The sequence below is a fragment of the Stenotrophomonas sp. Y6 genome (assembly GCF_022436665.1).
GTDB classification, from domain to species: Bacteria; Pseudomonadota; Gammaproteobacteria; order Xanthomonadales; family Xanthomonadaceae; genus Stenotrophomonas; species Stenotrophomonas acidaminiphila_A.
On record NZ_JAKUKB010000013.1, the window covers coordinates 63,484 to 88,061 of the forward strand.

Annotated in this window: 23 protein-coding genes; 9 read left to right on the forward strand and 14 right to left on the reverse strand. The window is 70.3% G+C overall.

Going from position 1 to position 24,578, the window contains the following annotated elements; translation table 11 throughout:
• Window positions 1-37: 37 nt before the first annotated feature.
• A complete protein-coding gene (locus MKP15_RS15535) occupies window positions 38-346 on the reverse strand; it encodes a hypothetical protein (RefSeq protein WP_240213328.1) in 309 nt (102 codons plus the stop codon).
• Between the two features lie 131 nt (window positions 347-477).
• Here MKP15_RS15535 and MKP15_RS15540 point away from each other — a divergent pair, with 131 nt between their 5' ends.
• The 5 genes from MKP15_RS15540 (at window position 478) to MKP15_RS15560 (ending at window position 5,021) form a co-directional block, all read left to right on the forward strand.
• Window positions 478-1,077, forward strand: coding sequence for a lipocalin family protein (locus tag MKP15_RS15540; RefSeq protein WP_240213329.1), 600 nt, complete (start codon window positions 478-480; stop codon window positions 1,075-1,077).
• Window positions 1,078-1,219: 142 nt separating this feature from the next.
• Entirely contained in the window at window positions 1,220-1,663 is a 444-nt protein-coding gene (locus MKP15_RS15545) for a putative zinc-binding protein (protein ID WP_240213330.1), read from the forward strand.
• The gene (locus MKP15_RS15550) at window positions 1,656-2,510 is read left to right on the forward strand and encodes an SCP2 sterol-binding domain-containing protein (RefSeq protein WP_240213331.1); all 855 of its coding nucleotides are present in this window, start codon (window positions 1,656-1,658) and stop codon (window positions 2,508-2,510) included. Before MKP15_RS15545 ends, MKP15_RS15550 begins: the two co-directional genes overlap by 8 nt.
• 67 nt (window positions 2,511-2,577) lie before the next feature.
• Window positions 2,578-3,606 (forward strand): quinolinate synthase NadA, encoded by a 1,029-nt coding sequence (gene nadA / locus MKP15_RS15555; protein WP_240213332.1) that lies wholly within the window; start codon window positions 2,578-2,580, stop codon window positions 3,604-3,606.
• Window positions 3,603-5,021, forward strand: coding sequence for an FAD-binding protein (locus tag MKP15_RS15560; RefSeq protein WP_240213333.1), 1,419 nt, complete (start codon window positions 3,603-3,605; stop codon window positions 5,019-5,021). Before nadA ends, MKP15_RS15560 begins: the two co-directional genes overlap by 4 nt.
• Window positions 5,022-5,235: 214 nt before the next feature.
• On the opposite strand, the gene MKP15_RS15565 is transcribed toward MKP15_RS15560, so the two are convergent.
• Both MKP15_RS15565 and MKP15_RS15570 read right to left on the reverse strand, forming a co-directional pair.
• Window positions 5,236-6,108 carry a U32 family peptidase gene (locus MKP15_RS15565; RefSeq protein ID WP_240213334.1) on the reverse strand — a complete coding sequence of 291 codons (873 nt, stop codon included), beginning with the start codon at window positions 6,106-6,108 and terminating at the stop codon, window positions 5,236-5,238.
• A 10-nt stretch (window positions 6,109-6,118) separates the two neighbouring features.
• Window positions 6,119-7,117, reverse strand: coding sequence for a peptidase U32 family protein (locus tag MKP15_RS15570; RefSeq protein ID WP_240213335.1), 999 nt, complete (start codon window positions 7,115-7,117; stop codon window positions 6,119-6,121).
• Window positions 7,118-7,289: 172 nt separating this feature from the next.
• Here MKP15_RS15570 and MKP15_RS15575 point away from each other — a divergent pair, with 172 nt between their 5' ends.
• Window positions 7,290-7,769: a DnrO protein gene (locus MKP15_RS15575; RefSeq protein ID WP_240213336.1), complete on the forward strand. Its 480-nt coding sequence runs from the start codon at window positions 7,290-7,292 to the stop codon at window positions 7,767-7,769.
• Here the strand turns inward: MKP15_RS15575 and MKP15_RS15580 are convergent, their stop codons facing one another.
• Entirely contained in the window at window positions 7,770-9,236 is a 1,467-nt protein-coding gene (locus MKP15_RS15580) for a UbiD family decarboxylase (protein ID WP_240213337.1), read from the reverse strand. It abuts the gene before it with no gap.
• A gap of 98 nt (window positions 9,237-9,334) precedes the next feature.
• Window positions 9,335-10,300 carry a YafY family protein gene (locus MKP15_RS15585; protein ID WP_240213338.1) on the reverse strand — a complete coding sequence of 322 codons (966 nt, stop codon included), beginning with the start codon at window positions 10,298-10,300 and terminating at the stop codon, window positions 9,335-9,337.
• 157 nt (window positions 10,301-10,457) lie between these two features.
• Between MKP15_RS15585 and MKP15_RS15590 the strand changes: the two genes are divergently transcribed.
• Complete coding sequence (locus tag MKP15_RS15590; RefSeq protein ID WP_104938006.1) at window positions 10,458-11,234, forward strand: DUF481 domain-containing protein; 777 nt, start codon at window positions 10,458-10,460, stop codon at window positions 11,232-11,234.
• A gap of 114 nt (window positions 11,235-11,348) precedes the next feature.
• On the opposite strand, the gene hemC is transcribed toward MKP15_RS15590, so the two are convergent.
• The 7 genes from hemC to MKP15_RS15625 form a co-directional block, all read right to left on the reverse strand.
• Window positions 11,349-12,257, reverse strand: coding sequence for a hydroxymethylbilane synthase (hemC, locus tag MKP15_RS15595; RefSeq protein ID WP_240213339.1), 909 nt, complete (start codon window positions 12,255-12,257; stop codon window positions 11,349-11,351).
• Between the two features lie 22 nt (window positions 12,258-12,279).
• Window positions 12,280-13,008 carry a LytTR family DNA-binding domain-containing protein gene (locus tag MKP15_RS15600; protein ID WP_104938004.1) on the reverse strand — a complete coding sequence of 243 codons (729 nt, stop codon included), beginning with the start codon at window positions 13,006-13,008 and terminating at the stop codon, window positions 12,280-12,282.
• Between the two features lie 96 nt (window positions 13,009-13,104).
• Window positions 13,105-13,770, reverse strand: coding sequence for an alpha/beta hydrolase (locus MKP15_RS15605; protein WP_161615135.1), 666 nt, complete (start codon window positions 13,768-13,770; stop codon window positions 13,105-13,107).
• Window positions 13,771-14,636: 866 nt separating this feature from the next.
• Window positions 14,637-16,547 carry a glucans biosynthesis glucosyltransferase MdoH gene (mdoH, locus tag MKP15_RS15610; protein ID WP_240213340.1) on the reverse strand — a complete coding sequence of 637 codons (1,911 nt, stop codon included), beginning with the start codon at window positions 16,545-16,547 and terminating at the stop codon, window positions 14,637-14,639.
• A gap of 287 nt (window positions 16,548-16,834) precedes the next feature.
• A complete protein-coding gene (locus tag MKP15_RS15615; protein WP_240213387.1) occupies window positions 16,835-17,140 on the reverse strand; it encodes a DUF3817 domain-containing protein in 306 nt (101 codons plus the stop codon).
• Between the two features lie 198 nt (window positions 17,141-17,338).
• Window positions 17,339-17,971, reverse strand: a complete 633-nt coding sequence (locus tag MKP15_RS15620; RefSeq protein ID WP_161615133.1) for a CoA transferase subunit B — start codon at window positions 17,969-17,971, stop codon at window positions 17,339-17,341.
• Between the two features lies 1 nt (window position 17,972).
• Complete coding sequence (locus MKP15_RS15625; protein WP_240213341.1) at window positions 17,973-18,707, reverse strand: CoA transferase subunit A; 735 nt, start codon at window positions 18,705-18,707, stop codon at window positions 17,973-17,975.
• A gap of 146 nt (window positions 18,708-18,853) precedes the next feature.
• Between MKP15_RS15625 and MKP15_RS15630 the strand changes: the two genes are divergently transcribed.
• Together MKP15_RS15630 and MKP15_RS15635 are read left to right on the forward strand one after the other, a co-directional pair.
• Window positions 18,854-20,200 carry a phosphomannomutase gene (locus MKP15_RS15630; RefSeq protein WP_240213342.1) on the forward strand — a complete coding sequence of 449 codons (1,347 nt, stop codon included), beginning with the start codon at window positions 18,854-18,856 and terminating at the stop codon, window positions 20,198-20,200.
• Between the two features lie 9 nt (window positions 20,201-20,209).
• Window positions 20,210-21,613, forward strand: a complete 1,404-nt coding sequence (locus MKP15_RS15635; protein WP_240213343.1) for a mannose-1-phosphate guanylyltransferase/mannose-6-phosphate isomerase — start codon at window positions 20,210-20,212, stop codon at window positions 21,611-21,613.
• Window positions 21,614-21,742: 129 nt separating this feature from the next.
• Here MKP15_RS15635 and MKP15_RS15640 read toward each other — a convergent pair whose 3' ends face one another.
• The gene (locus MKP15_RS15640; RefSeq protein WP_240213344.1) at window positions 21,743-22,828 is read right to left on the reverse strand and encodes an acyltransferase; all 1,086 of its coding nucleotides are present in this window, start codon (window positions 22,826-22,828) and stop codon (window positions 21,743-21,745) included.
• A gap of 193 nt (window positions 22,829-23,021) precedes the next feature.
• On the reverse strand, window positions 23,022-24,518 hold the full coding sequence (locus tag MKP15_RS15645) for a hypothetical protein (protein WP_240213345.1): 1,497 nt from the start codon (window positions 24,516-24,518) through the stop codon (window positions 23,022-23,024).
• Between the last annotated feature and the right edge of the window lie 60 nt (window positions 24,519-24,578).

Consider the following 24,578-nt stretch of genomic DNA (forward strand, 5'->3'; position numbering starts at 1 on the left):
CTAGCACAGCCGCCCCGCGGGCTTCCCCTGTCGAAGGTCAGGCCGCGCGTACCGCGGCGGCCGGGCGCGCCCGGCGCAGGCGCCGCGCCTGCGGCCGCTGCCGGCTGCCGCTGCGTTGCCGCCGGTTGCGCCAGGCCGCGGGCAGGCGGAACCGGTACAGCGCCCACCATGCGCTCAACGGCATGCCCAGCAGCCACAGCGGCAGCCAGCCGATCCAGGCATTGCTGCCGCGCATGGCCGGCCACACCAGCACCAGGGCCAGCCCCGCGAGCGCGGCCTGCCTGACGCAGCGCAACACGCGCGGATCGGGATGTTCATCGGAAGTACGGCGGGACGAGACAGCCATGACATGCTCCGGTAACGGGTTCGGGCGCATGCTGCCGGGCATCCATCTCAGGGGGTGCGACCGGGCATTGACGCGTCCATCGCCGCCCATCGAACATGCTGGCGTCATCCACCACGGCGCTCCACTCCGCAATGCGACCCTTTCCTGCGTTCCTGTCTGCCTTGTTGCTGAGCCTGACCCTGCCGCTGGCGCCGGCCCTCGCACAGGACGCCGCGGCGGCCGCTCCCCAGGCCGAGGGCATTGCCGACGGCCCGATCGACCTGCAGAGGTTCATGGGGCGCTGGTACGTGATCGGACGGGTGCCGAACTTCGTCGAGCGCGGGCATGTGGCCAGCGTCAACACCTACACCCTGCGCGGCGACGACCGGGTCTCGATCCGCTACCAGTACCGCGATGGTTTCACCGCGCCCGAGGAGGAGCTCGACCTGCGCGCGCGGGTGGACGAGGACAGCGGCAACCGCCGCTGGCGCACCTGGTTCTACAAGGTGGTGCCCACCCACACCCGCGTGCTGGAAGTGGCGCCGGACTATTCCTGGGCGCTGATCGGCTACCCGGGCCGCGAAATGGCGTGGATCTTCGCCCGCGAGCCGGACATGGACGCCGCGCTGTACCGGCAGCTGGCGTTGCGCCTGCGCGACCGCTACGAGGTCAACACCGACAAGCTCAAGCGGGTGCCGCAGCATCCGTCGCAGGTCGGCAAGCTCGGCTTCGAGGTGCCCAACCGCGACTGAGCGGCGCCGCCGGAGCCGGGGGCTTTGACCTGCGTCAATCGCCGCGCGCCGGCCGCGGCCTAGCATGGCTGTCCTTCGACCGGGACAACGCCATGCCCAATGCCCCTGCCCGTCCTTGCGCTCCCCGGCCGGCGCGACGGCGATGAACGCGCAGCTGCAGCGCCGCGGTACGCCGGCATTCCCACGGCACGCAGGCGACGGCGTGGGCCGCGCGCGGCCGCTGCTGTATTCATGCCCGGGCTGCTCCCGCGCGACGCAGGTGGCAAACCACCTGGCGCTGCGGCCGGACCGCGCCGGCCAGGCGGGGATGTCCTGCATCGCCGGGATCGGGGGCGGCGTTGCCGGTCGGGTCCGCACCGCACGCAGCCGACGCCGCATCCTCACCCTGGACGGCGGCGTGCTGCAGTGCGTTTGCGCCTGCCGGGCGAACGCGGGCGCGGTCGCCGGCACTCACCTCGTCCTGTCCAATCACGGGGTGAAGCAGCACAGGCACGCCGATTTCGATGCCACCGGGGCCGAAGCGCTCCATGCCACGCAGGTGCTGGCGGCCGTGCGGGCGCTCAACCAGGAAAAAACGCATGGCTGAACAGGCACGTGGGCTGGCGCCGGTGCGGCTGGCCATCGATGGCGTGGACGACGGGCTGGTGCTGCTGCTGGCCGCGCGCACGCGGCTGGCGCGGCTGGCCGGACGCATCAAGGCCCGTGCCGGGGTCCAGGGCCGCGATGGTGCGCGCGAACAGCGCGTGCGCCATCGGGCCGAGCGCCTGGCCTCGATGCTGGGAGTACCGCCGGCGACCGCCAGCGGCGTGCTGGCGCTGGCCATCGGCGACGCCTGCCGCACGCAAGGGCTGCAACCTGATCTGGATCAAGGAGCAACCGCGGGCAATGCCGCGATCATCGCCCCCATGATGCACACCCACGACGCTTACCCGCCGACACCGGCGCACACCCTGCTGCGGCTGCTGCCGCCGCCGCGCCGCATCGCCCCGCTGCTGCGTGCGGTACCACCTGCGGTGCACAGGCGCCTGCTGGAGCAGGCGATGGCCAAAGTGCTGGCCGCGCCGCTGCGCGACGGCACGCTCGACTTCATGGCCGGCCGCCGGCTGGGGATCGAGGTCAGCGACCTCGGCCTGCGCTGGGTGGTGGCGCTGCAGGGCCAGCGCCTGGTGGTTGTCGACGACGCTGCCGCCGAAGCCAGCGTGTGCGGCAGCGCCACCGACCTGCTGTTGCTGACCGGGCGGCTGGAAGACGCCGACACCCTGTTCTTCCAGCGGCGACTGCGGCTCACCGGCGATGTCGAGCTGGGCCTGACCGCACGCAACCTGCTCGACCGCCTGCCGTGGGAAAGCGTGCCGCTGGGGTTGCGCATCGCGCTCAACCGCAGCGCACGCCTGGCCCGCGCGGCACGCAGCGCGCACCAGGCGCGGGCCTGAGCACCGGCGCGCCTCCGATGCCCGCGCCGGCACCGCGCGGGAGCCCTCCCTCCCACCCCGGTACCGCATGAACACCTCCACCACGCCCGCCTGGCACCCCGGACTCGAAGTGCGCTACGCAGCGCTGGTCGACACTCTGGAACGGCTGATCCCGTGCCTGGAGGTACCGCTGCACCTGCCGTGGATCGACGCCATCGGCGAACTCAAGCGCCAGCGCGGCGCGGTGATCATGGCGCACAGTTACCAGTCGCCGGAGATCTTCCACGGCGTGGCCGACGTCACCGGCGATTCGCTGGCGCTGGCGCAGGCGGCGGCCGACTGCGACGCCGAGCTGATCGTGCTGTGCGGCGTCCACTTCATGGCCGAAAGCGCCAGAATCCTGGCCCCCGGCAAGACCGTATTGATTCCCGACCCGGACGCCGGCTGCTCGCTGGCCGCCTCGATCACCGCCGACGACGTGCGCGCCCTGCGCGCGCGGCATCCCGGCGTGCCGGTGGTGAGCTACGTCAACACCAGCGCGGCGGTGAAGGCCGAATCCGACGCCTGCTGCACCTCGGCCAACGCCACGCAGGTGGTCGAAGCCATGGCCGCCGAATTCGGCACCGGCAAGGTGATCTTCCTGCCCGACCGCTACCTCGGCGCCTGGGTCGCGCGGCAGACCGGTGTCGAACTGGTGCTGTGGAACGGCCAGTGCGAGGTGCACGAGAAGTTCACCGCGATCGAAGCCCGGCACACCCGCGAGCGCTTCGACGCGAAGATCGTGGCGCACCCGGAATGCCCGCCGGACGTATTGGCGGAGGCCGATTTCGTCGGCTCGACCAGTGCGATGGGGCGCTGGCTGGCCCAGGAAAAGCCGGCGCGGGTGGCGATGATCACCGAGTGCTCGATGGCCGACAACCTGCGCAACCAGTTCCCGCAGGTGGAGTTCATCAAGCCCTGCAACCTGTGCCCGCACATGAAGCGGATCACCCTGCCCAACATCCATGCCTGCCTGCGCGAGCTGCGCCACGAGGTGACGGTGCCCGAGGACATCGCCCGGCGCGCGCGCAAGGCACTGCAACGGATGCTGGCGGTGGGCCGTCGCGACCCGGTGTGAACGCGCCCATCCTCATCGTCGGCGGGGGCATCGCCGGGCTGGCGACGGCGCTGGCCGCCGCGCCAGCGCCGGTACTGCTGCTCACCCGTGCGCGTGAAGGCAGCGATGTGGCCAGCACGCTGGCGCAGGGCGGCATCGCCGCGCCGGTCGGCGATGGCGACACCGCGCAGGCCCATGCGCACGACACCTGCTTGGCCGGCAGCCAGCACAACGACCGCGCCGCAGTCGCGCGGCTGACCGGCGACGCGGTGGCCGCGGTCCAGTGGCTGCAGCACCAGGGCGTGGCCTTCGACCGCGACGCCAGCGGCACCCTGCAACTGGGCCGCGAAGGCGGCCATGACCGCGCGCGCATCGTGCATGCCGGCGGCGACGCCACCGGCGCGAAGGTGATGCAGGCCCTGGTCGCGGCCGCGCGCCGCGCACCGCACATCCATCGCTGCGCGGGCCTGGATGTCACCGGCCTGCTGCTGCGCGATGGCCACGCCTGTGGCGTCCACGCGCTCGATGCCTTTGGCCATGCCGAGCGGATCCACGGGTGCGCGGTGGTGCTTGCCACCGGCGGCATCGGCGGGCTGTTCGCACGGACCAGCAACCCGGCCGATGCCGACGGCAACGGGCTGGCGCTGGCCCTGGCCGCGGGCGCCGCGCCGCGCGACCTGGAGTTCGTGCAGTTCCATCCCACCGCGCTTGCCTTGCCCGGGCTGCACCGCCTGCCGCTGGTGACCGAGGCGCTGCGCGGCGCCGGCGCTCGGCTGCTCGACGCCGAAGGCCGGCCATTGATGGACGGCGTGCATCCGCTGGCCGACCTGGCGCCGCGCGATGTCGTCGCGCGGCAGGTCTGGCAGGCCTGCCGCGAGGGCGGCGCATGGCTGGATGCACGGGGCATCGGCACGACCTTTGCGGCGCGCTTCCCCACCGTGTTCGCTGCCTGCATGCAGCACGACATCGACCCGCGCCTGCAGCCGATCCCGGTGACACCGGCCGCGCATTTCCACATGGGCGGCATCGCCGTCGATACCGATGGCCGCAGTTCGCTGCCCGGCCTGTACGCGGTGGGCGAAGTGGCCTGCAACGGCGTGCACGGGGCCAACCGCCTGGCCAGCAACTCCCTGCTGGAAGGCGTTGTGTTCGGCCGCCGGCTGGGGGCGCTGCTGGGCGCACTGCCGGGCACCGGCGCAAGCCACGGCGGATGCACCCTGGTGCGGCGCGGTCCATCGCTCGATGCCATCCGCATTGCCGGCCTGCGCGAAACCATGATGCAGGCCCTGGGGCCGGTGCGCAGCGGCAAAGCCCTGCGGGCGGCCCTGCAGCAGTACCCGGCAGCGGACGGGTGGCAGGGCGGGCTGGCGCGCGCGCTGCTGGCGGCGGCGCTGCGCCGCACGCAGAGCCTGGGCGCGCACTTCCTGGCCGACTGAGCCCGAGCCGACATGCCCGCTGCCCATGGCTGGCGTCAGCGGGACCGAACCACGCATGCAGTGACAGCTGGGGCGGCTGGCGCGACCATCGCGCCCCGCATCCCAGATCCGGCGCGCCCCGTCGTGGCCGGCGCACTGCCCATCCAGGCCGATGCGCGCGGCCTGTGGGCCGCTCCCCGCATTGCGGTGCGGCAACGCGGCGGCGGATGCCGGCTCAGGCCGGCATGCGCATGCCCGGCTCGCCGTGCCAGTAGCCGTTGCGCTGGCCGAGCCGCGGCGGCACCGTCGCATGGGTGCGCGCCTGATCGAAATGCCGCACCACCGCTTCCATGCCTTCGGCCTGCGGATACAGGCGCAGGATGTCCACGCCCAGCGTGCGCAGCTCCGGCAGCTCCGGGCCGAGGTCGGTGGTTTCCTCGCCCTGCACCGAGATGCCGTTGATGCGCAGGAACGGGCGGCCCTCGCGGGTGGCCAGCGGCATGCCGTCGGGATGGTCGATGCAGCGGAAGCCGCAGTGGTCCTTGGGCACGTCCAGCGCGCGCGCGGTGAAGCAGCGCGCCGAGTACGACAGTGGCAAGCGTCCCCAGGCGGTCACCTCCAGCTCCGGCATCGCGCCACCGGCGGCGACGAACGCCTGCTTCAGCTCGCCGATCAACACGCGCCCCTGCTCGACGCCCGGCACCCAGCGGCGCATGCCGTCCTCGGCCAGCATCGCCAGCGCACGATGGTTGTAGACGTTGAGCGAAGGGCCGGCCACGAACGGGCGGCCCTTCTCCCGGCACCGCTGCACCGCGGACAGGTCGTTGGCCTCTATCCAGAAGCCGCCGTGCGACACCTGGCGGTCAAGCACGCCCAGTTCCGACTCGGCCTCGATCAGCGCCAGCGTCGACAGCACGATCTGCTTGCCGGAAGCGGCCAGCTCCGCGGCGAGCGCCAGCCAGTCGGCGGTGCGCAGTTCGCGGCGCTTGCTGCACACGGTCTCGCCCAGGTAGACCACGTCCAGCGGCCAGTGGATCGCCTCGCGGTAGAACGCCAGCGTGCGCTCGCGCGGCCAGAAGTACTGCAGCGGGCCAAGGCTGAGTTTCATCGTCGCTCCTTCAATGCCAGGCGCGGTGGTACGGGCCGAGCGTGGTCTGGTGGCCTTCGGCATGGCGCGCCAGTTCGGCCTGCCACTCAGGCCGCGGCCGCCAGTGCGCGGGATCGGCGGCGAGCTGGTCGATGGCCCTGCGCCAAGTGCGCGTGACCGGACCGACGTAGGCCACGCCGCGCTGGCGGCCCTCGATCTTCAGCGCGGCCACGCCGATCTGCCTGAGCCGCGGAAGCAGTTCCATGGTGTTGAGGCTGGTCGGCTCTTCCAGTGCATGGAAGACCTCGTCGCCGACCGCGAAGCGGCCCTTGCACACGGTCGGGTAGCCGGCCGCTTCATCCGGCTGGAACGCGTCGATCAGTACGTCGTTGAGGCGCACGCTGCGGCTGCCGTCGGGGTGCTCGTCCCAGCGCACGAATTTGGCCGGGGAACACACGCCATGCCGGTTCGGCGAGGCACCGGTGACGTAGCTGGACAGCTGGCAGCGGCCTTCGACCATGATGCACAGGCTGCCGAAGGCGAACACCTCCAGCGCCACCGGGGACCTTTCGCACAGGCGTTCGACCTGCTGGATGGACAACACCCGCGGCAACACCGCGCGGCTGATGCCGAAGCGCTCGTAGGCATAGCGCAGCGCCGGCGCGGTGGTGGCCGAGCCCTGCACGGACAGATGGCGCGGCAGCCGCGGGTACGTGCGCATGGCGTAATCGAGCACCGCCATCTCCGCGGCGATGATGGCGTCGGCGCCCAGCGCGGCTGCCTTGTCCACGGCCGCGTACCAGTCGCCCAGGCGCGCGCTGTCGGGATAGGTGTTCAACGCCAGATAGACGGATGCGCCGCGCGCATGCGCATAGCGGATGCCGGCACGCAGTTCGTCGTCCGAGAAGTTCAGGCCGGGGAACGCACGCGCATTGGTCTGATCGCGGAAGCCCGCGTACACCGCGTCGGCTCCCGCATCCACCGCCGCCTGCAGGGCCGGCAGGTTGCCGGCGGGACATACCAGTTGCATGCGGAGGCTCCGGCCCGGGGGAGCCGGCATGATCCTGCGGGCAGCCACATGCGTCCTTGACGTGGGTCAAGCGCCGCGCCCGCCCGCCGTTGACGTGGATCATGGGCGCCGGCGCGCCTGCGTGTGATGCTGCGGCACGGATGGGCATCGGCCCATCGTTCCGGAGAACACCATGCGACGCACGACCCTGCCTTGCGCCCTGCTGCTCATCCTCGCCGGCGCGCTTTCCTCCGCGACCGCCGCCGCGCAGTCCGCCCACGAGGGGCATGCCGCGCATGCGCCGCTCACCGCGACGGCGCCGGTACCCGCGCAGCGCTGGGCCAGCGACGCACCGCTGCGCAAGGGTATGCGCGACATCCGCGTGGCAGTGCAGGCGCTGGAACATTACGAGCACGGCCACATGGGCATCGCCCAGGCGACCAGCACGGTGGCGCTGATCGATACCTCGGTCAACGACATCTTCGCCAACTGCAGGCTCGAGCCCGACGCCGACGTGGCACTGCATGGCCTGCTGGCCCGGTTCCTGGCCGGTGCCGAGGCGGTGCGCACGTCGCAGCAGGTGCCGGTGGCGGAGATCGCCGCCATGCGCGCGGCGCTGGCACGCTACCCGCAGCTGTTCGACGACCCGGCATGGGATGCCGCCACCGACTGATCAGTGCGCGATCACCGCGCGCCACAGCGCGTCGACGCGGCGCTCCACTTCCGGGTCGGGCTGGATCGGCCGGCTCCAGGTGCGGGCGGTTTCCCCCGGCCATTTGTGGGTGGCATCCAGTCCCAGCTTGGACCCCAGGTTCGGGGTCGGGCTGGAGAAGTCCAGGTAATCGATGGGCGTGTTCTCCACCAGCATGCTGTCGCGCGCCGGGTCCACCCGCGTCGCGATCGCCCACACGACCTGCGACCAGTCGCGCACGTCGATGTCGTCATCGGTGACGATCACGAACTTGGTGTAGGTGAACTGGCGCAGGTAGGACCAGATGCCCATCATGATCCGCCGCGCATGGCCCGCATACTGCTTGCGGATGCCCACCACCGCGATCCGGTACGAACATGCCTCAGGTGGCAGGTAGAAATCCACGATCTCGGGGAACACCTTGCGCAGGATCGGCACGAACACGTCGTTCAGCGCCATCGACAGCACCGAGGGCTCGTCGTACGGCGCGCGCCCCATGTAGCTGCCGTGGTAGATCGCGCCGGTGCGCATGCGCATGCGTTCGACGGTGAGCACCGGGAAGGTGTCCTGCGCGTTGTAGTAGCCGGTGTGGTCGCCGAACGGACCTTCCAGCGCGGTGTCGCCGGGGTGGATGAAGCCCTCCAGCAGGATCTCCGCGCCGGCCGGTGCGTCCAGCCCGGTCAGGGCGCTGCGCCACAGCCGGGTGCGCGATGCCCGCAGCAGCCCCGCGAACTCGTATTCGGACAGCGTGTCGGGTACCGGCGCCACCGCGGCCAGCAGGGTCGCCGGGTCGGCGCCGATCGCCACCAGCACCGGGAACGGCCTGCCCGGGTGCGCGGCCTGCCAGTCGGCGAAGTCCAGCGCGCCACCGCGGTGCGGCAGCCAGCGCATGATCACCCGGTTGCGGCCGATCACCTGCTGGCGGTAAATGGCCACGTTCTGCCGCGGCTGGCGGGTGCCGCGGGTGACCACCAGGCCGAAGGTGATCAGCCTTCCGGCATCCTGCGGCCAGCAGCGCTGCACCGGCAGCACGCCCAGGTCGACGTCCTCGCCGCTGCGCACGTCCGCGTCGAACGCGGCCTCGTCTACCCGGCGCGGCGCCACGTGCGCCAGCTGCGCCAGTTCCGGCCAGTGCGCCAGCGCCTGGCGCAGGTTGCCGGGCCAGCGCGGCTCCTTGACCGCGGCCAGCAGTTCGCCGAGTTCGCGCAGCGAAGCCAGCGGGCGCCCGGCCAGGGCCAGCTCGATGCGGCGCCCGTGGCCGAACAGGTTGCCCAGCAGCGGATGCGCCGAACCCGTGGCCGGCATCAGCAGCGCCGGCCCCTGCGCCCGCAGCGCGCGCAGGCACAGCGCGGTGCTTTCCAGTTCCGGATCCACCGCTACGCCGAGTTCGCGCAGCTGGCCGCATGCCCGCAGGTGCTGCAGGAAGCCGCGCAGATCGTGGAAGGCCATGCGCCGCTCCGGGCCATCGGGGACACCGATTCTGGCGGCGCGGCCGCTCCCGCCCCATGACCTGGGTCAAGCGCGCCGGCGTTGCGGCGCGGGCGGCGTCAGTCGTAGTTGCTCAGCGCCAGCGACAACAGTGCCTTGGCCTGCTCGCGCAGCGACTGCGGCTCGACGATCTCGGCGTCCGAGCCGTAATGCAGCACGTCCATCAGCAGCTCGCGCGACACGCTGTACGGCACCTTCAGCTCGTAGCGCCCATCGGCCAGGAACCGGCCCTGCTGCTTCGAATGCCAGTGTTCGTCGGCCACCCAGCGCGCGGCCTTGGCGCTGAACAGGATGGTCGCCCAGCCCTTGGGCGCACCGGAGAAGATGCCGTAGCCGGCACCCAGCTGCGCGTCCAGTTCGCCATCGTCGATGTCGCGCGCGGCCTGGTCGATCACCCGCGCCTTGTGGATGCGGTCCACGGCGAAGCTGCGCAGCGCCTCGCGGCCATGGTCCCAGGCATCCAGGTACCAGTTGTCGCGGTAGTGGGTGATGCGCTGCGGCGAAACCGTGCGCCGGGTGACCTCGTCGGTGGAACGGGCGCGGTAATCGAAGGACAGCTGGCGGCGCTCGAGCACACCCGAAGCCACCGTGCGGAAGCTGGCCTCGTCGAGCTTGCGGCCACGGTGCGGGATCACCCGCACCCGCTCCACCGGCCACGACGAGGCACCGGCCTGGGCGGCCAGCAGGCTCTCGATGCGCTGCTGCAGCGGTGCCAGCACCGAGGACAGCACGCCGCCGCCGGTACGCGCCAGCAGGTGCTGGGACGCCAGCAGCGCGTGCAGTTCCTCCGAGCTCAGCCACAACCCCGGCAGCTCGAACCGGTCGCTTTCCCCGCTCTGGTAGCGGAAACCGGCCTCGCCATCGCCCTCCACCGGCGCCATCAGCGCATCGCGCAGGAAGGCCAGGTCGCGGTAGACCGTGGCCCGTGAACAGCCCAGTTCTTCCTGCAGGCGCGCCACCGTGATCGGATAGCGCGCGGACTTGAGCAGGCGATGCAGTGCGTTGATGCGTTCGTAGCGGTCCATGGCCCGATTATGTCCGACTCGGAGGTGAATGGCGCGCGGCGGGCGCGGCGCCAGGCTTAACCGCGGGTCAAGCGCCCCCGGCCAGCGGGCGGGGGCGGCGGGGCCATCCGGTATCATGAAAACGGTTCCCGTTCCCGCCCTCCCTGGAGACTTCCCGATGTCCCTGCGCGTTTCCCTGCTCCTGCCGTTGCTGCTGTGCGCCCCCATGGCGTGGGCGGACGATGCCTCCGACCCCGCCGCGATGACCTCGCCGTGGAGCGGCAGCGGCGGCGAACTCGGGTTCGCCTCGGCGCGCGGCAACAGCACCACCGAAAGCCTCAACGGCCGCCTGAAGCTGCGCTACACCGACGATGACTGGGTGCACAGCATGGACCTGTTCGGGCTGCGCTCCAGCGCCGAGTACAAGCAGACCGCCGACGACGGCAGCACCTACCGCAAGCGCCAGACCACCGCCAACCGCTATACCGCCGGCGCCGGCAGCGCGCTGCAGCTGGGCGAACACCGCCAGCTGACCGCCACGGTGCGCTACGAAAGCGATGATTTCGCCACCTATGACCGCCAGGGCAGCTTCGGTCTGGGCTATGGCACCCGGCTGATCGACGGCGAACGCCTGGTGCTCGATACCCAGATCGGCCCCGGCGTACGCCGCTCGCACAACTCCGAGACCGACGAGAACCGCACCGGGCTGATCGGCCGCGGCCTGTTCGACCTCAAGTTCGGCCTCACCGACAACACCGACCTGGTGAACACCCTGCTGGTCGAGTCCGGTTCGTACAACACCTTCGCGCAGAACGATTTCGGCGTTTCGGTGGCGATGAACCGCCATTTCGCGCTCAAGGCCGGCTGGCAGGCCCGCTACAACAGCGACGTGGCCGAGGACAAGCGCAAGACCGACACCCTGGCCACGATGAACGTGGTCTACAGCTTCAAGTAAGAAGCCGGGAACGGGGAACAGGAAGACGGGCAGCGGCCGCGGGATGAGCGCCTGCGGCGCGCCACGGCCACGCGCCACCCGTCCATTCCCCGTTCCCTTTTCCTGTTTCCCGCCTCAGCGCAGCAGGTCGCCGGCGCCGCCGTCCAGCAGCTGGCGCGCGACATCCCGGCCCAGCGCTTCCGGATCGTTGCCCGGGCCCTGCGCCTGAGCGCGCACCGCGCGCCCGTCGGCGACACCGCCGACCAGCCCCTGCAGCCACAGGTCCTCGCCGCGCCACTGCGCCAGCCCGGCCACCGGCACATGGCAACTGCCGTCCAGCGCGCGGTTCATCGCCCGCTCTGCTTCCACGCAGGCGCGGGTAGCGGCGTGGTCCAGCACCGCCAGCAATGCGATCACGTCGGCGGCATCGGCGCGGCACTCCACCGCCACCGCCGCCTGCGCTGGCGCCGGCAGCCACTGCGGCGGGCGCAGCCGGTCGCGGATCCGCGCCCCCAGCTCCAGGCGCTCGAGCCCGGCACAGGCCAGGATGATGGCGTCGTAATCGCCGGCGTCGAGCTTGGCCAGGCGGGTGTTGACGTTGCCGCGCAGGTCGCGCGCCTGCAGGTCCGGGCGCAGCGCGCGCAGCTGCGCCTGGCGGCGCAACGACGAGGTGCCCACCACCGCGCCATGCGGCAGCGCGTCCAGGCTGGCATGGCGGTTGGAGACGAAGGCATCGGCCGGATCGGCGCGTTCCAGGATCGCCGGCAGCGCGAACGGCGCATCCAGCTCCATCGGCACGTCCTTGAGCGAATGCACCGCGCAGTCGGCCTCGCCGCGCAGCATCGCCAGCTCCAGTTCCTTCAGGAACAGGCCCTTGCCGCCGATGGCGGCCAGCGAGCGGTCCAGGACCTCGTCGCCGCGGGTGCTCATCGGCACCAGTTCGACCACCAGGCCGGGGTGCGCCTGGCGCAGGCGGGCGGCGACGTGTTCGCTCTGCCACAGGGCGAGCGGGCTCTTGCGGGTGGCGATGCGCAGCATGTTCATGGCGCCATTATCGGCGCAGGACTCACGTGCCGGCCAGTTCCGCCTTCAGCGCCGCCACGCAGCGACGGCTGACCTCCAGCGGCTGCGCCACCCCGCGCAGCACCGCCTGCACCTGCCCGGCCGCGGTCCGCCGCAGTTCCTGCAGGCGTTGGCGCGAGACCAGGCAGTTGCGGTGGATGCGCACGAAGCGGGTGCCGAACTCCTCCTCCAGCGAACGCAGCGATTCCTCGATCAGGTCCTCGCCATGCGCGTGGTGGACCACCACGTACTTCTCCTCGGCCTGCAGGTAGAGCACGTCCTCCAGCGGGATCACCCGCAGGTTGCCGCGCAGCCGCGCGCACAGCACCCGGCGCCCGCCCGCGGCAGCGGCCGTCGCCGCGCCGCCACGCCCGGCCAGGAAGGTACGCGCACGCTCCAGCGCGGCCGCCAGCCGCTCGGCGCGCACCGGTTTCATCAGGTAATCGATGGCCGCCGCCTCGAAGGCCGACAGCGCGTGCGACTCGTAGGCGGTGCAGAACACCACCGCCGGGCGCGGTTCCAGCCGCGCCAGTTGCCGCGCCACGTCCAGGCCATCCATGCCGGGCATGGCGATGTCCAGCAGCACCACGTCCGGCTGCGCCCGCGCGCAGGCCTCCAGCGTCGCCTGGCCGTCGCCGGCCTCGGCCACCACCGCCACCCCGGCGTGCGCGGACAGCAGCATCCGCAGCCGTTCGCGCGCCAGCGGCTCGTCATCGGCAATGAGCACTTTCATCGCCACTCCCCTGCCCTGCATTGCTCCCTGGATGACGCATGGTAGCCAACCCCGGCACGGACCGGCAGTCACCGGCCGGGCGCACCGCGCCGGGCCTCAGCCGCGTGCGAACCGCGCCTGCAGCCAGTCGCCCAGGGCCTGGATTTCCTCGGCGCAGACCTGGTGGGCCATCGCATAGCGATGCCATTCCACCCCGAACCCCAACCCCTGGAGCACCTGCAGGCTGTGTTCGGCGACCTGCACCGGGATCACCGGGTCGGCGCTGCCGTGGGCCATGAATACCGGTTGCGCGGTGGCGCCTTGCACAAGCTGCGCGGCGGCGGCATCCACCTCCGGCAGGTAGGTCGACAGCGCGACCAGCCCGGCCAGCGGCGCCTGCTGGCGCAGGCCGGCGGACAGGGTGATGGCGCCGCCCTGCGAGAACCCGGCCAGCAGGATGCGCTCGCGGGCGATGCCACGCGCCTGCTCGCGCGCGATCAGCGCCTCGACCTGGGCCACGGACTCGGCCACGCCGGCCGCATCGGCACGGCTGCGGAAATCCAGGCTGACGATGTCGTACCACGCACGCATCGGCATGCCGTTGTTGATGCTGACCGGGCGCTTGGGCGCATGCGGGAACACGAAGCGGATCGCCGGCCAGTGCGGCCGCACCAGCTCCGGCACGATCGGCGCGAAGTCATGGCCATCGGCACCCAGCCCGTGCAGCCAGATCACCGACCACGCCGGCACCGCGCCGGTTTCCTGTTCCACTGTTTCCAGCATTGCATGCGACTCCAAGGGACCGGGGCGCATTATGCCTGCGCGGGCAGAGCAAACTCCTGCCGTTTGCTGTTGCTGTTGGTGTTGCTGTTGCTGTTGCTGTTGCTGTTGCTGCTCCCAGCTTTGACTTCCCCGGCCGTAGAGCGAGCCGAGCACCGCAGCGGGACAGGGGGCGAAGAGGCGCACGTGTCTGAGCGAAGCGAGTTGTGCGCCGTCCCCCTGGCACGCGAGGAGCGCAGGGAACCGGCGGGCGCAGACCGACGGATCGCGTCCCGGCCCGTGTTTCTTTTGGCTACCTTTTCTTTGCACGAGCAAAGAAAAGTAGCTCGCACCCCGAAGGGGGGCGAAAGCCTTTGATCCTGATTCTGTCCTTGCTGTGGCTCCCCCTGATCGCCAAAAGCGAAAGACCCGGGCATCTGCGCCAAAGCGACAACCAAAAGTTGGTAAATCAAGCAATCCAGAGGCAAAGCGAGAAGCGAAAGCTTGAAAGCAGAGATTTCGCCCCTGCCTACGCGCCCACGGCACTGCGTGCCGCAGGCCACTCCGCCGCCGGGATTTTTCGACGAAACCCAGCTGCGATGCAGCCGGGGGCCGGGGCAGTCGCCTCACGGCGCCAGCCCGCTCACCGGGGCGAAGCAGTGCTTCGCCTGTTTCCGCCGAACCCATGCACGTCGCCCTTCGGGTTTTTCCCGCCGGCTCCGTCGCTGCGGAAGGGGACCCGGAAATCAAAAGCAGAGAAGCAAAAGCACGATCAACGGCTACGGCGAAGGCGAAGCACCTTCCCCCTCGCCCCGTTTCACATCCGATCCGCTTTTTTTAAGCCACGAAACCCGACGCCCCGGCCGTCAACAGAACAGAGACCCGCCCTGCTACTCCACGGAAAGCGGCGCCTGCATCGCCGCTGCGCGCAGCTCGGCCGCGCGCACCAGCACCGGTGGCGGCGCGCTTTCCTCGGGAATGGTCAACAACCGGTGCCGGTGCAACCAGTCGCCAATCTGGCGCGACGAGGTCAGCCCCACCACCGGTACCGCCAGCACCATGCCGATCACCACCGGCGCCATCCACGCCGCCAGCGACGGTGACACCGCATAGGCCATCGCCCCCATCGCCAGGCCGAACACACTCAGCCCGCCATAGCTGCGCAGCAGCGCGGTCCAGGAGACCCGGCCGTCGTCGCGCTGCTGTGCGTCCCAGCCCGAGTCCTTGCCGGCCAGCACCTCGGCCACGCCACGCGACTGCACGTACATCACCACCGGCGCCATCAGCGCCGCCAGCAGCGTTTCCAGCAGCATCGAGACGAACGCGCGCAGCGCGCCGCCGCAGCCGCGCCGCTCGCTGCGCGAACTGAGCATGGCCACGTAGCCCATCGCCTTGGGCGCGAGCAGCACGGCCATGGTCACGCCGAACACCCACAGCACGCCCTGCTCGTCCAGCCCGCGCCAGTAATGCGCGGGTGACAGCCGCAGGTGCAGCTCCTCGGCCACGTCGATGCCGCCATGGATCAGCGGGATGGCCATGCCGATCAGCATCAGCATCGCCCACATCGGCGCGGTGAAGTAGTGGCCGATGCCGACCAGCATGTGCACCCGGCTGATCCAGTGCAGCCCGGCGGCGGTGACCACCTTGGAGTGCTGCAGGTTGCCCTGGCACCAGCGGCGGTCGCGGATCAGCAGGTCGGTCAGCGTCGGCGGGCCCTCCTCGTAGCTGCCCTGCAGGTACGGCACCATGTGCGCCGCCCAGCCACCGCGGCGCATGAGCGCGGCCTCGACGAAATCGTGGCTGAGCACATGCCCGCCGAACGGCTTGCGCCCGGGCAGTTCCGGCAGCCCGGCCTGCTCGGCGAAGGCGCGGGTGCGGATCACCGCGTTGTGGCCCCAGTAATTGCTCTCGGCACCGTGCCACCAGGCCACGCCGTAGGCCATCACCGGCCCGTAGACGCGGCCGCCGAACTGCTGCATGCGCGCGAACGCGGTACGTCCGCCGACCACCGCCGGCAGCGACTGGATCAGACCGACGCCGGGGTGTTTTTCCATGGCCGAGGCCAGGCGCACGATCACCTCGCCGGTCATCAGGCTGTCCGCGTCCAGGATCAGCATCTGCGGGTACGCGCCACCGAAGCGGCGCACCCAGTCGGCGATGTTGCCCGCCTTGCGCCCGGCGTTGTCGGCGCGGCGCCGGTAGAACAGCCGGCCGTGGCCGCCGGTGGCCTCGACCAGCCGCGCGAACACCTGTTCCTCGGCGCGGCCGATGGCCTCGCGGGTGGTATCGCTGAGCACGAAGAAGTCGAAGCGATCGAGCTGGCCGGTGGCCGCCACCGATTCGTAGATGGCCTGCAGCCCGGCCATCATTCGCCGCGGGTCCTCGTTGTAGGTGGGCATCAGCAGCGCGGTGCGGCTGTGCAGTTCCGGCAGCGGCGCGTGCGGGTGGATGCCCAGCTTGCGCCGCCCGCGCAGCAGCGCCTGCAGGCCGGCCAGGCTGCTGACGAAAGAGAACGCGATCCAGGCGAACAGCAGCACGAACAGGCCCAGCAGGCAGGCTTCGAGCACGTTGACGCCGCCGTTGGCCAGGACCCGCGCCATCATCCAGGTGGCCACCGCCGTCATCGCCGCGGTAGTGCCGAACACATACAGGCGGCGCAGCACGATGTTCGGCGGCGACGTGTCCTGCCGGCGCCCCTGCAGACGCCCCTCGCGCAGCGACTGCACCGGCATGGACAGCGGGCTCTCCGCCGGCAGCACGGCGATGCCGGCATCGCGCGCCGGACCCGGCGCAGCGGTCATGCGCCCCCCCTCGCGCCAGGACGCGCGGGGCGGCAGGCAGGTGCCGCCGCCGGCAGGCGGGCGGAAACGGCGGCAACAGGGGTTCCGTGGTGCACGGGGCTCTCCGGGGGCAGACAGGGCGCCAAAGCTAGAAGATCGAACCTAAACAGGCTGCGAACATGCCCGATGCAGGCGGACCGCTCGCCGTGGCCAGGCCTGGGGCCTGGCCGATGCCCGGCGCCGGCCCGGCCTCATCGTAGTGCATGTCCCGGCCACCCCGCCGCGGGTCGCCACGACCCGGCATGCGGTCAGCGCGGCGGCGACAACAGGCCGCGGCGGCGGAACCACCATTCCAGCGGCACCGTGACCAGCGGCGGTACCGCGGCCAGCAACGCCAGCAGCAGCGCCCACGACGGCCAGCGCTGGCGCACGCCGACATACACGCTGGCGACCACGTAGAACAGGAACGCCAGCCCATGCAGGCGCCCGAACAGCCATACCCCCAGCTCGGTCGTCTGCGTGCCGTACTTGAGCAGCATGCCGACCAGCAGCCCGGCCCAAGTGGCGCCCTCGACCAGGGCGGCGACGGCGAACAGCTTTCCAGCGGCGGACATCGGGTTGGCGGGCATCGGCACGGGGTCATGAACGGAAGGACGCGGATTGTAGGCTACCTGCGTCCCACGCATGGATTCCGTGCCCGCGGCCGGGGCCCGGCCGGCGCGGACATCGGCGTGGTCCTGGCGGCTTCCGGGCAACAGCGTGCCCCGGGGCGTCCCGCAACCGGCTGGCCGGCGGCCAGCCGGAGATCCGCTTCAGGCGTGCGCGAACGGCACGCCGGTGCGCGCCTTCAGCGTGTCCATGTCCACGCCCGGGGCGGCCTCCACCAGCACCAGGCCGTCATCGGTGACATCGAACACGGCCAGGTCGGTGATGATGCGGTCGACCACGCCCACCCCGGTCAGCGGCAGCGTGCACTCGGGCAGGATCTTGTGCTCGCCGTTCTTTGCGGTGTGCTCCATCAGCACCACCACGCGCTGCACGCCGGCCACCAGGTCCATCGCGCCGCCCATGCCCTTGACCATCTTGCCGGGCACCATCCAGTTGGCCAGGTCGCCCTTGGCGGTGACCTGCATCGCGCCGAGGATGGCCAGGTTGATATGGCCGCCGCGGATCATCGCGAACGAATCGTGGCTGCCGAAATAGCTGGCGCCGGCGCGGGCGGTCACGGTCTGCTTGCCGGCGTTGATCAGGTCGGCGTCGACTTCGGCGTCGGTCGGGAACGGGCCGATGCCCAGCAGCCCGTTCTCGGACTGCAGCCACACGTCCATGCCCTCGGGGATGTGATTGGCCACCAGCGTCGGCAGGCCGATGCCCAGGTTCACGTAGGCGCCATCGGTCAGCTCGCGCGCGGCGCGCTGCGCCATCTCGTCACGGGTCCAGGCCATTTCAGTTCTCCTCCTGACGCACGGTGCGCTGTTCGATGCGCTTTTCCGGCGTCGCGTTCAACACGATGCGGTCGACGTAGATGCCCGGCAGGTGCACCTGGTCCGGGTCGATGGCGCCCACCGGCACGATCTCCTCCACTTCCACCACGCAGACCTTGCCGGCCATGGCGCAGGCCGGGTTGAAGTTGCGCGCGGTCTTGCGGAACACCAGGTTGCCGGCAGCGTCGGCCTTCCATGCCTTGACCAGCGAGACGTCCGCCTTGAGCGCGGTCTCCATCACGTAATGCTTGCCGTCGAACTCGCGGGTTTCCTTGCCTTCGGCCACCACGGTGCCGTAGCCGGTGGCGGTGAAGAACGCCGGGATGCCCGCGCCGCCGGCGCGCAGGCGCTCGGCCAGGGTGCCCTGCGGGTTGAACTCCAGCTCCAGCTCGCCGGCCAGGAACTGCCGCTCGAACTCCTTGTTTTCGCCCACGTAGGACGAAATCATCTTGCGGATCTGGCGGGTTTCCAGCAGCTGGCCGAGGCCGAAGCCATCGACGCCGGCATTGTTGGAGATAACGGTCAGGCCGGTCACGCCGGAGTCGCGTAGCGCCGCGATCAGCGCTTCGGGAATGCCGCACAGGCCGAAGCCGCCGACCGCCAGGGTCTGGCCGTCGGCGACCACGCCGTCCAGCGCCTGGGCCGCGCTGGCCACCACCTTGCCGCGCCGCCCGTCCAGGGTTGAAGGATCGTTCATCGCATCACGCCCACAGTCATAAGGATGGCGGCATTCTAGCCGCAGTCGGGCAGCGGCCCTCTTGGACCTTCGTCCAGCCGCGAACGGCCCGCTCACCGCCAAGCGACTAAACTGGGCGTCTTTCCACGTTTCGACAGGTTGCCCGCATGCCATTACCCGCGTTCAAGGCCTACGACATCCGCGGCCGCGTGCCCGAGGAACTCAACGAGGACCTCGCGCGCAGGATCGGCAAGGCCTTGGCGGCCCGCCTCGACCACGGCCCGGTGGTGCTCGGCCACGACGTGCGCCTGACCAGCCCCGGCCTGCAGGAGGCCCTGGCCGCCGGGCTGCGCGGCGAGGGCCGCGAGGTGATCGACATCGGCCTGTGCGGCACCGAGGAGGTCTACTTCCAGACCGACCACCTGGGCGCGGCCGGCGGAGTCATGGTCACCGCCAGCCACAACCCGATGGACTACAACGGCATGAAGCTGGTCAAGGCGCAGGCGCGGCCGATCAGCTCGGACACCGGCCTGTTCGCCATTTCCGATGCGGTGGCCGCGGATGACGCGCCGGCGCAGGCGCCGCGCGCCGGGCAGGTGCAGCGGCACGACAAGGGCGCCTACATCGCCCACCTGCTGTCCTATGTGGACGTGCCCACGCTGCGGCCGCTGAAGCTGGTGGTCAATGCCGGCAACGGCGGCGCCGGCGCCATCATCGACCTGCTTGCCCCACACCTGCCGCTGGAATTCGTGCGCATCTGCCACGAACCCGATGGCAGCTTCCCCAACGGCATCCCCAATCCGCTGCTGCCGGAGAACCGCGCCGCCACCGCGGACGCGGTGCGCGCGCAGGGCGCCGATTTCGGGATCGCCTGGGACGGCGACTTCGACCGCTGCTTCTTCTTCGACCACAACGGCCGCTTCATCGAGGGTTACTACCTGGTCGGCCTGCTCGCCAAGGCGATCCTGGCGCGCACCCCCGGCGGCAAGGTCGTGCATGACCCACGCCTGGTGTGGAACACGGTGGAGATGGTGGAGGCGGCCGGCGGCGTGCCGGTGCTGTGCAAGAGCGGGCACGCCTTCATCAAGGAGAAGATGCGCGCGGAGAACGCCGTCTACGGCGGCGAGATGAGCGCGCACCACTATTTCCGCGAATTCGCCTATGCCGATTCGGGCATGATCCCGTGGCTGCTGATCGCGCAGCTGGTATCCACCAGCGGCCAGTCGCTGGCCGAACTGGTCGAGGACCGCATGGCCGCCTATCCGTGCAGCGGCGAGATCAATTTCAAGGTGGCCGATGCCAAGGCTGCGGTCGAACGCGTGATGCGCCACTTCGCCGCGCAATCGCCCACCTTGGACCACACCGACGGCGTCAGCGCCGATTTCGGCGACTGGCGCTTCAACCTGCGCAGTTCCAACACCGAACCGCTGCTGCGGCTCAATGTCGAGACGCGCGGCGACGCGGCGCTGCTGCAGGCGCGCACCGACGAGATCTCCACCCTGCTTTCGGCCTGAGACTTCAACATGAGCAACATCACGCCCGTCATCCTGTCCGGCGGCTCCGGCACCCGCCTGTGGCCGCTCTCGCGCGAGACCTACCCCAAGCAGTTCCTGCCGCTGACCGGTACGCTGACCATGCTGCAGGCAACCTGGCACCGCGCCGCCGCCGTCGCCGCGCGTGGCCCGCTGGTGATCGCCAACGAAGCGCACCGCTTCGTCGCCGCCGAGCAACTGCAACAGGCAGGCGCGGAGCCGCAGGCGATCATCCTCGAGCCGATGGGGCGCAATACCGCGCCGGCGATCGCGGTGGCCGCGCTGGAAGCCACGCGCCAGGGCGATGACCCGCTGCTGCTGGTGCTGCCGTCGGACCATGTGATCGCCGACGAGGCCGCCTTCCACGCCGCCGTGCGCCAGGCCGCGACCGCCGCCGAAGCCGGCAAGCTGGTGACTTTCGGCATCGTCCCGACCGGCCCGGAAACCGGCTATGGCTATATCAAGGCCGCGCCCGGTGGCGGCGCCCGCCCGGTCGAGCGCTTCGTCGAGAAGCCCGACCTGGACACCGCCACCGCGTATGTCGCCAGCGGCCAGTACCTGTGGAACAGCGGCATGTTCCTGTTCCGCGCTTCGCGCTACCTGGAGGAACTGGCCCGTTTCAATCCGGCCATGCTCGAGCGCAGCCGCACCGCCTGGGAAAGCGCGCGCCGCGACACCGACTTCACCCGACTCGATGCCGACGCGTTCGCGGCGGTGCCATCGGACTCGATCGACTACGCGGTGATGGAGAAAACCGCCGATGCAGTGGTAGTGGCGCTGGATGCCGGCTGGAGCGACGTCGGTTCGTGGACCGCGCTGCGCGACGTGTCCGCACGCGATGACGACGGCAACGCCCACCACGGCGATGTGATCGCCATCGATTGCCGCAATACCTATGCCTATGGGGAACGGCTGGTGGCGCTGGTCGGGCTGGATGACGTGATCGTGGTCGAGACCGATGACGCGGTGCTGGTCGGCAAGGCCGACCGCATGCAGGAGGTCAAGGACGTGGTGGCGCGACTGAAGGCCGACGGCCGCAGCGAGGCCACCTGGCACCGCAAGGTCTACCGCCCGTGGGGCGCCTACGACTCCATCGACAACGGCGAGCGGTTCCAGGTCAAGCGCATCACGGTCAAGCCCGGTGGCACCCTGAGCCTGCAGATGCACCACCACCGCGCCGAGCACTGGGTGGTGGTCAGCGGCACCGCCGAGGTCACCCGCGGCGATGAAGTGCTGCTGCTCAGCGAGAACCAGAGCACTTATATCCCGCTGGGAGTCACGCACCGGCTGCGCAACCCCGGCAAGCTGCCGCTGGAACTGATCGAGGTGCAGTCCGGCAGTTATCTCGGCGAGGACGACATCGTGCGCTTCGAGGACACCTACGGGCGCAGCTGAGGCGCTTTTGCACACGGCGCTCCCGGCCGACACCAGGAGCGCCACGCGTCACGCACGGCCAGCGGGTCGGAGGCACACCCGGCAGGGCCACGCCACATCGGGCCCACCGGGCCGGCGCATGGGCGGCCGCTATCGTTGCCGGCGCAGCCGTATGCCCTGCAGCGGCCGCTCGAACAGCCGCCAGGAGAGCCACGCCACCGCAAGCGCGACGGCGAGTACGACCAGCACGGCGGCCCACGACAGGTGCTCGATCACGCCCGCACGCAGCAGCGCCTCCATTACCGGCATGTGCCACAGGTACAGGCTGAAGCTGACCAGTCCGACCCAGCGCAGGCCCGGCCATGCGAAAGCCCGCTGCAGCCAGGCCGGCCCATGCAGCGTCGCCAGCAGCAGCATCGCCCAGATCATGCCGAAGAACAGGTACCAGGTGCGCGTCACCGTCGCTTCGAACGGCATGCCGCGCAGGCGGCACCAGATGACCGGGATCGCGATGCACCAGAGCGCCATGGCCAGCAACGCCGCCGCTCCCCACCAGGTCGGCGATGGCCGCCGCGCCGCCCATTCGTCAACGCGCGCGGCGAACGCACCGCACAGGAACACCGCTAGGTAGGGCCCAAGCTGCACGCCGTTCTCCACTGACTCGGCGGGCGGCCAGCGCCATGTCACCGCGGCCAGTGCAACCAGGAAAACGCCGGTCTGCGCCCAGGCCGGCCAGCGCCACCGCGCCATGCCCGCCAGCACCAGCACCAGCAACGGCAGCCACAGGTAGAAGGTGAACTCCACCGGGATGCTCCAGAGCACGCTTCGCCCTTCGCGCAGGGTCAGGTGCCGCCACAACGCCGCGGTGTCGATGTCGTACAGCAATGGGTGGCCCGCACTCAGCGCCAGCCAGCTGGCCACGAGCACCACCAGGTACAGCGGCCAGATGCGCAGCACCCGGCGCAGCGCGTAGTCCAACCAGGTACGCGCCTGGCGCAGGGCTCCCGGAGGCTGCCGCAACAGATTGCGCGCCAGCAGATAGGCGCTGAGCACGAAGAACAGATAGACACCGCTCTTGCCCACCCCGTGCAGGGCCGGGCGTGGCAACAATCCGGCGGCGGAAAAATGCGAAGCCAGCACCACCAGGACCGCCAGCCCGCGCAGCCCATCCAGCACGTCCAGCCGCGCTGCGTTGCCCGTACGGCCGTCACGGCGCACCGCGCGCTCCACGTCCATCTTCCGCCCCTGCCCAAGACAAGGGGACGATTCTGCCGGGTTTGCCCCGGCATAGGTAGACGTCAGCTGGACGCGCACGGGCACCGGGGTAGCCGGCGGACCCGCGAACACGGGTAGGCATCGGCGCCGCGCAAAAAGGAAAGGCCCGCCGAAGCGGGCCTTTCCAGGTACTGCTACCGAACTACAGGGGCGATTAGTGGCCGCCCGCAGCAGCGTTGCTCGGGTTGATCATGTTGATGTTGCTGATGGTGTTCGCAGCGGTGTTGACCAGCTGGTAAACGCCCTTGATGTCTTCAGCCGGCGCGTTGACGATGGCGGTGACGGTGCCACGGGCGCGACCGTTGAAGGTCAGGGTGTTGGCCAGGTTGTCGAACACGTAGGTGGTACCGGCCTTGACGACGAAGCTGTTCGGCTCGTTGACGGTCACGGTGCTGCTGTCGCCTTCGCTGTCGAAGCCCTGCGCCTTCAGGGTGAAGGTGCGGTCCTTGGTGCCGGTGTTGCTGATGGCCAGGCGGGCCAGCCAGTTGCCACCGGCCAGCTGCACCAGCGGGGTCATCAGCTTGACGCCGTCCTGGTCGATCTGACCAGCGTTGGCGGCATTGTCGGTCACGGCGGTGTCGGCAGTGATCAGGGTCTCGTCGATCGCCGGGACCAGATCAACAGCGGCGCCCGAACCGGGGCCCACGATGTAGTTCAGGGTGTAGCCGGCGTTCGGGGTGACGCGCATGCTGGCCTGGTAGATGCCCGCCGGGATCTCGCCGTCGCCGTTGGCTTCAACGGTGAAGGCGTTCGGGGCGGTCAGCACGGTCAGCGGGTCGAACGCGGCCGAGGTCACCGACTCTTCGTCGGCAGCAGCGGTCAGGGCGGCACCGGTGAACACGGCGCTGTCCAGCCAGTCGCTGTTGAAGTTGCCGGCGATCTTCAGCGTGGCAGCGGTCGGGAAGATGTCGGCCAGGGCGATCGGGGTGCCGTCAGCCTTCAGGATGACGCCCGGGACCAGCGCCAGGGTGGCGTTGCTGGCCAGGGTCACCGGACCAGTACCACCCGTGAACGCGTTCAGGCCCGAGCCCGCGGCGAAGGTGGTGTAGGACGGATCGACGGAAACGGTCGAGACGGCCTTGTGCGAGTCGATCTTCAGGGTGTAGGCCTGCTTGAACGAGATCAGCGGCTTGGAATCGCCGGAACCCGGAATACGCTGCGGATCCTGAGCGGCCGGCTTGTCGGCATTGCAGGCGCCCGCAGCTGCAGGGTTGTCGTACAGACCGACACTGGCAGTAACGGTGGTGTTGTAATCGCTGGCCGTAATCGACAGGGCCGGCATCGTGACGATATCGGTGGACGTGCCGCCGATGGTTGCGGTCGGATCCGAGCTGATCGTGAAGAACGCCACGTTGTTGCCAACGACGTTGACGACGCCGGCGGTCAGGTCACCGCTGCCGGTGATGGTCGGCGAAGCGATGGTGGGCGGCAGGGCCGCGCCAGACAGACGCACGCAGGCGTAACGGGTTTCGTTGGTGTTGAAGTTGTAGCCCAGCTTCCAGGCCACCGGCAGGGTCAGAGCGGCCGGCAGCGCGATTTCCTTGGCGTAAACGGTGTTGGTGGTCTGGATTTCTGCATCAGCCAGCGCATTGCCGGAAGCCAGTGCGCCGAGAACGGCGACGGCCAGGACCTTCTTGTTGATGAACTTCATTTACTCAGCTCCTAAGCTTAGGGTTTGTCAATCATTTGACGCTTTTCAACACCATGGGCA

Coding starts and splice junctions, on each gene's coding strand:
- MKP15_RS15535 (WP_240213328.1), bottom strand. CDS start 346: ATGGCTGTCTCGTCCCGCCGTACTTCCGATGAACATCCCGATCCGCGC.
- hemC (WP_240213339.1), bottom strand. CDS start 12,257: ATGAACATGCTGCGCATCGCCACCCGCAAGAGCCCGCTCGCCCTGTGG.
- MKP15_RS15600 (WP_104938004.1), bottom strand. CDS start 13,008: ATGAAAGTGCTCATTGCCGATGACGAGCCGCTGGCGCGCGAACGGCTG.
- MKP15_RS15630 (WP_240213342.1), top strand. CDS start 18,854: ATGCCATTACCCGCGTTCAAGGCCTACGACATCCGCGGCCGCGTGCCC.
- MKP15_RS15625 (WP_240213341.1), bottom strand. CDS start 18,707: ATGAACGATCCTTCAACCCTGGACGGGCGGCGCGGCAAGGTGGTGGCC.
- MKP15_RS15635 (WP_240213343.1), top strand. CDS start 20,210: ATGAGCAACATCACGCCCGTCATCCTGTCCGGCGGCTCCGGCACCCGC.
- MKP15_RS15640 (WP_240213344.1), bottom strand. CDS start 22,828: ATGGACGTGGAGCGCGCGGTGCGCCGTGACGGCCGTACGGGCAACGCA.
- nadA (WP_240213332.1), top strand. CDS start 2,578: ATGAACACCTCCACCACGCCCGCCTGGCACCCCGGACTCGAAGTGCGC.
- MKP15_RS15570 (WP_240213335.1), bottom strand. CDS start 7,117: ATGCAACTGGTATGTCCCGCCGGCAACCTGCCGGCCCTGCAGGCGGCG.
- MKP15_RS15590 (WP_104938006.1), top strand. CDS start 10,458: ATGTCCCTGCGCGTTTCCCTGCTCCTGCCGTTGCTGCTGTGCGCCCCC.
- MKP15_RS15575 (WP_240213336.1), top strand. CDS start 7,290: ATGCGACGCACGACCCTGCCTTGCGCCCTGCTGCTCATCCTCGCCGGC.
- MKP15_RS15545 (WP_240213330.1), top strand. CDS start 1,220: ATGAACGCGCAGCTGCAGCGCCGCGGTACGCCGGCATTCCCACGGCAC.
- MKP15_RS15580 (WP_240213337.1), bottom strand. CDS start 9,236: ATGGCCTTCCACGATCTGCGCGGCTTCCTGCAGCACCTGCGGGCATGC.
- MKP15_RS15540 (WP_240213329.1), top strand. CDS start 478: ATGCGACCCTTTCCTGCGTTCCTGTCTGCCTTGTTGCTGAGCCTGACC.
- MKP15_RS15585 (WP_240213338.1), bottom strand. CDS start 10,300: ATGGACCGCTACGAACGCATCAACGCACTGCATCGCCTGCTCAAGTCC.
- MKP15_RS15550 (WP_240213331.1), top strand. CDS start 1,656: ATGGCTGAACAGGCACGTGGGCTGGCGCCGGTGCGGCTGGCCATCGAT.
- MKP15_RS15565 (WP_240213334.1), bottom strand. CDS start 6,108: ATGAAACTCAGCCTTGGCCCGCTGCAGTACTTCTGGCCGCGCGAGCGC.
- MKP15_RS15615 (WP_240213387.1), bottom strand. CDS start 17,140: ATGTCCGCCGCTGGAAAGCTGTTCGCCGTCGCCGCCCTGGTCGAGGGC.
- MKP15_RS15645 (WP_240213345.1), bottom strand. CDS start 24,518: ATGAAGTTCATCAACAAGAAGGTCCTGGCCGTCGCCGTTCTCGGCGCA.
- mdoH (WP_240213340.1), bottom strand. CDS start 16,547: ATGACCGCTGCGCCGGGTCCGGCGCGCGATGCCGGCATCGCCGTGCTG.
- MKP15_RS15605 (WP_161615135.1), bottom strand. CDS start 13,770: ATGCTGGAAACAGTGGAACAGGAAACCGGCGCGGTGCCGGCGTGGTCG.
- MKP15_RS15620 (WP_161615133.1), bottom strand. CDS start 17,971: ATGGCCTGGACCCGTGACGAGATGGCGCAGCGCGCCGCGCGCGAGCTG.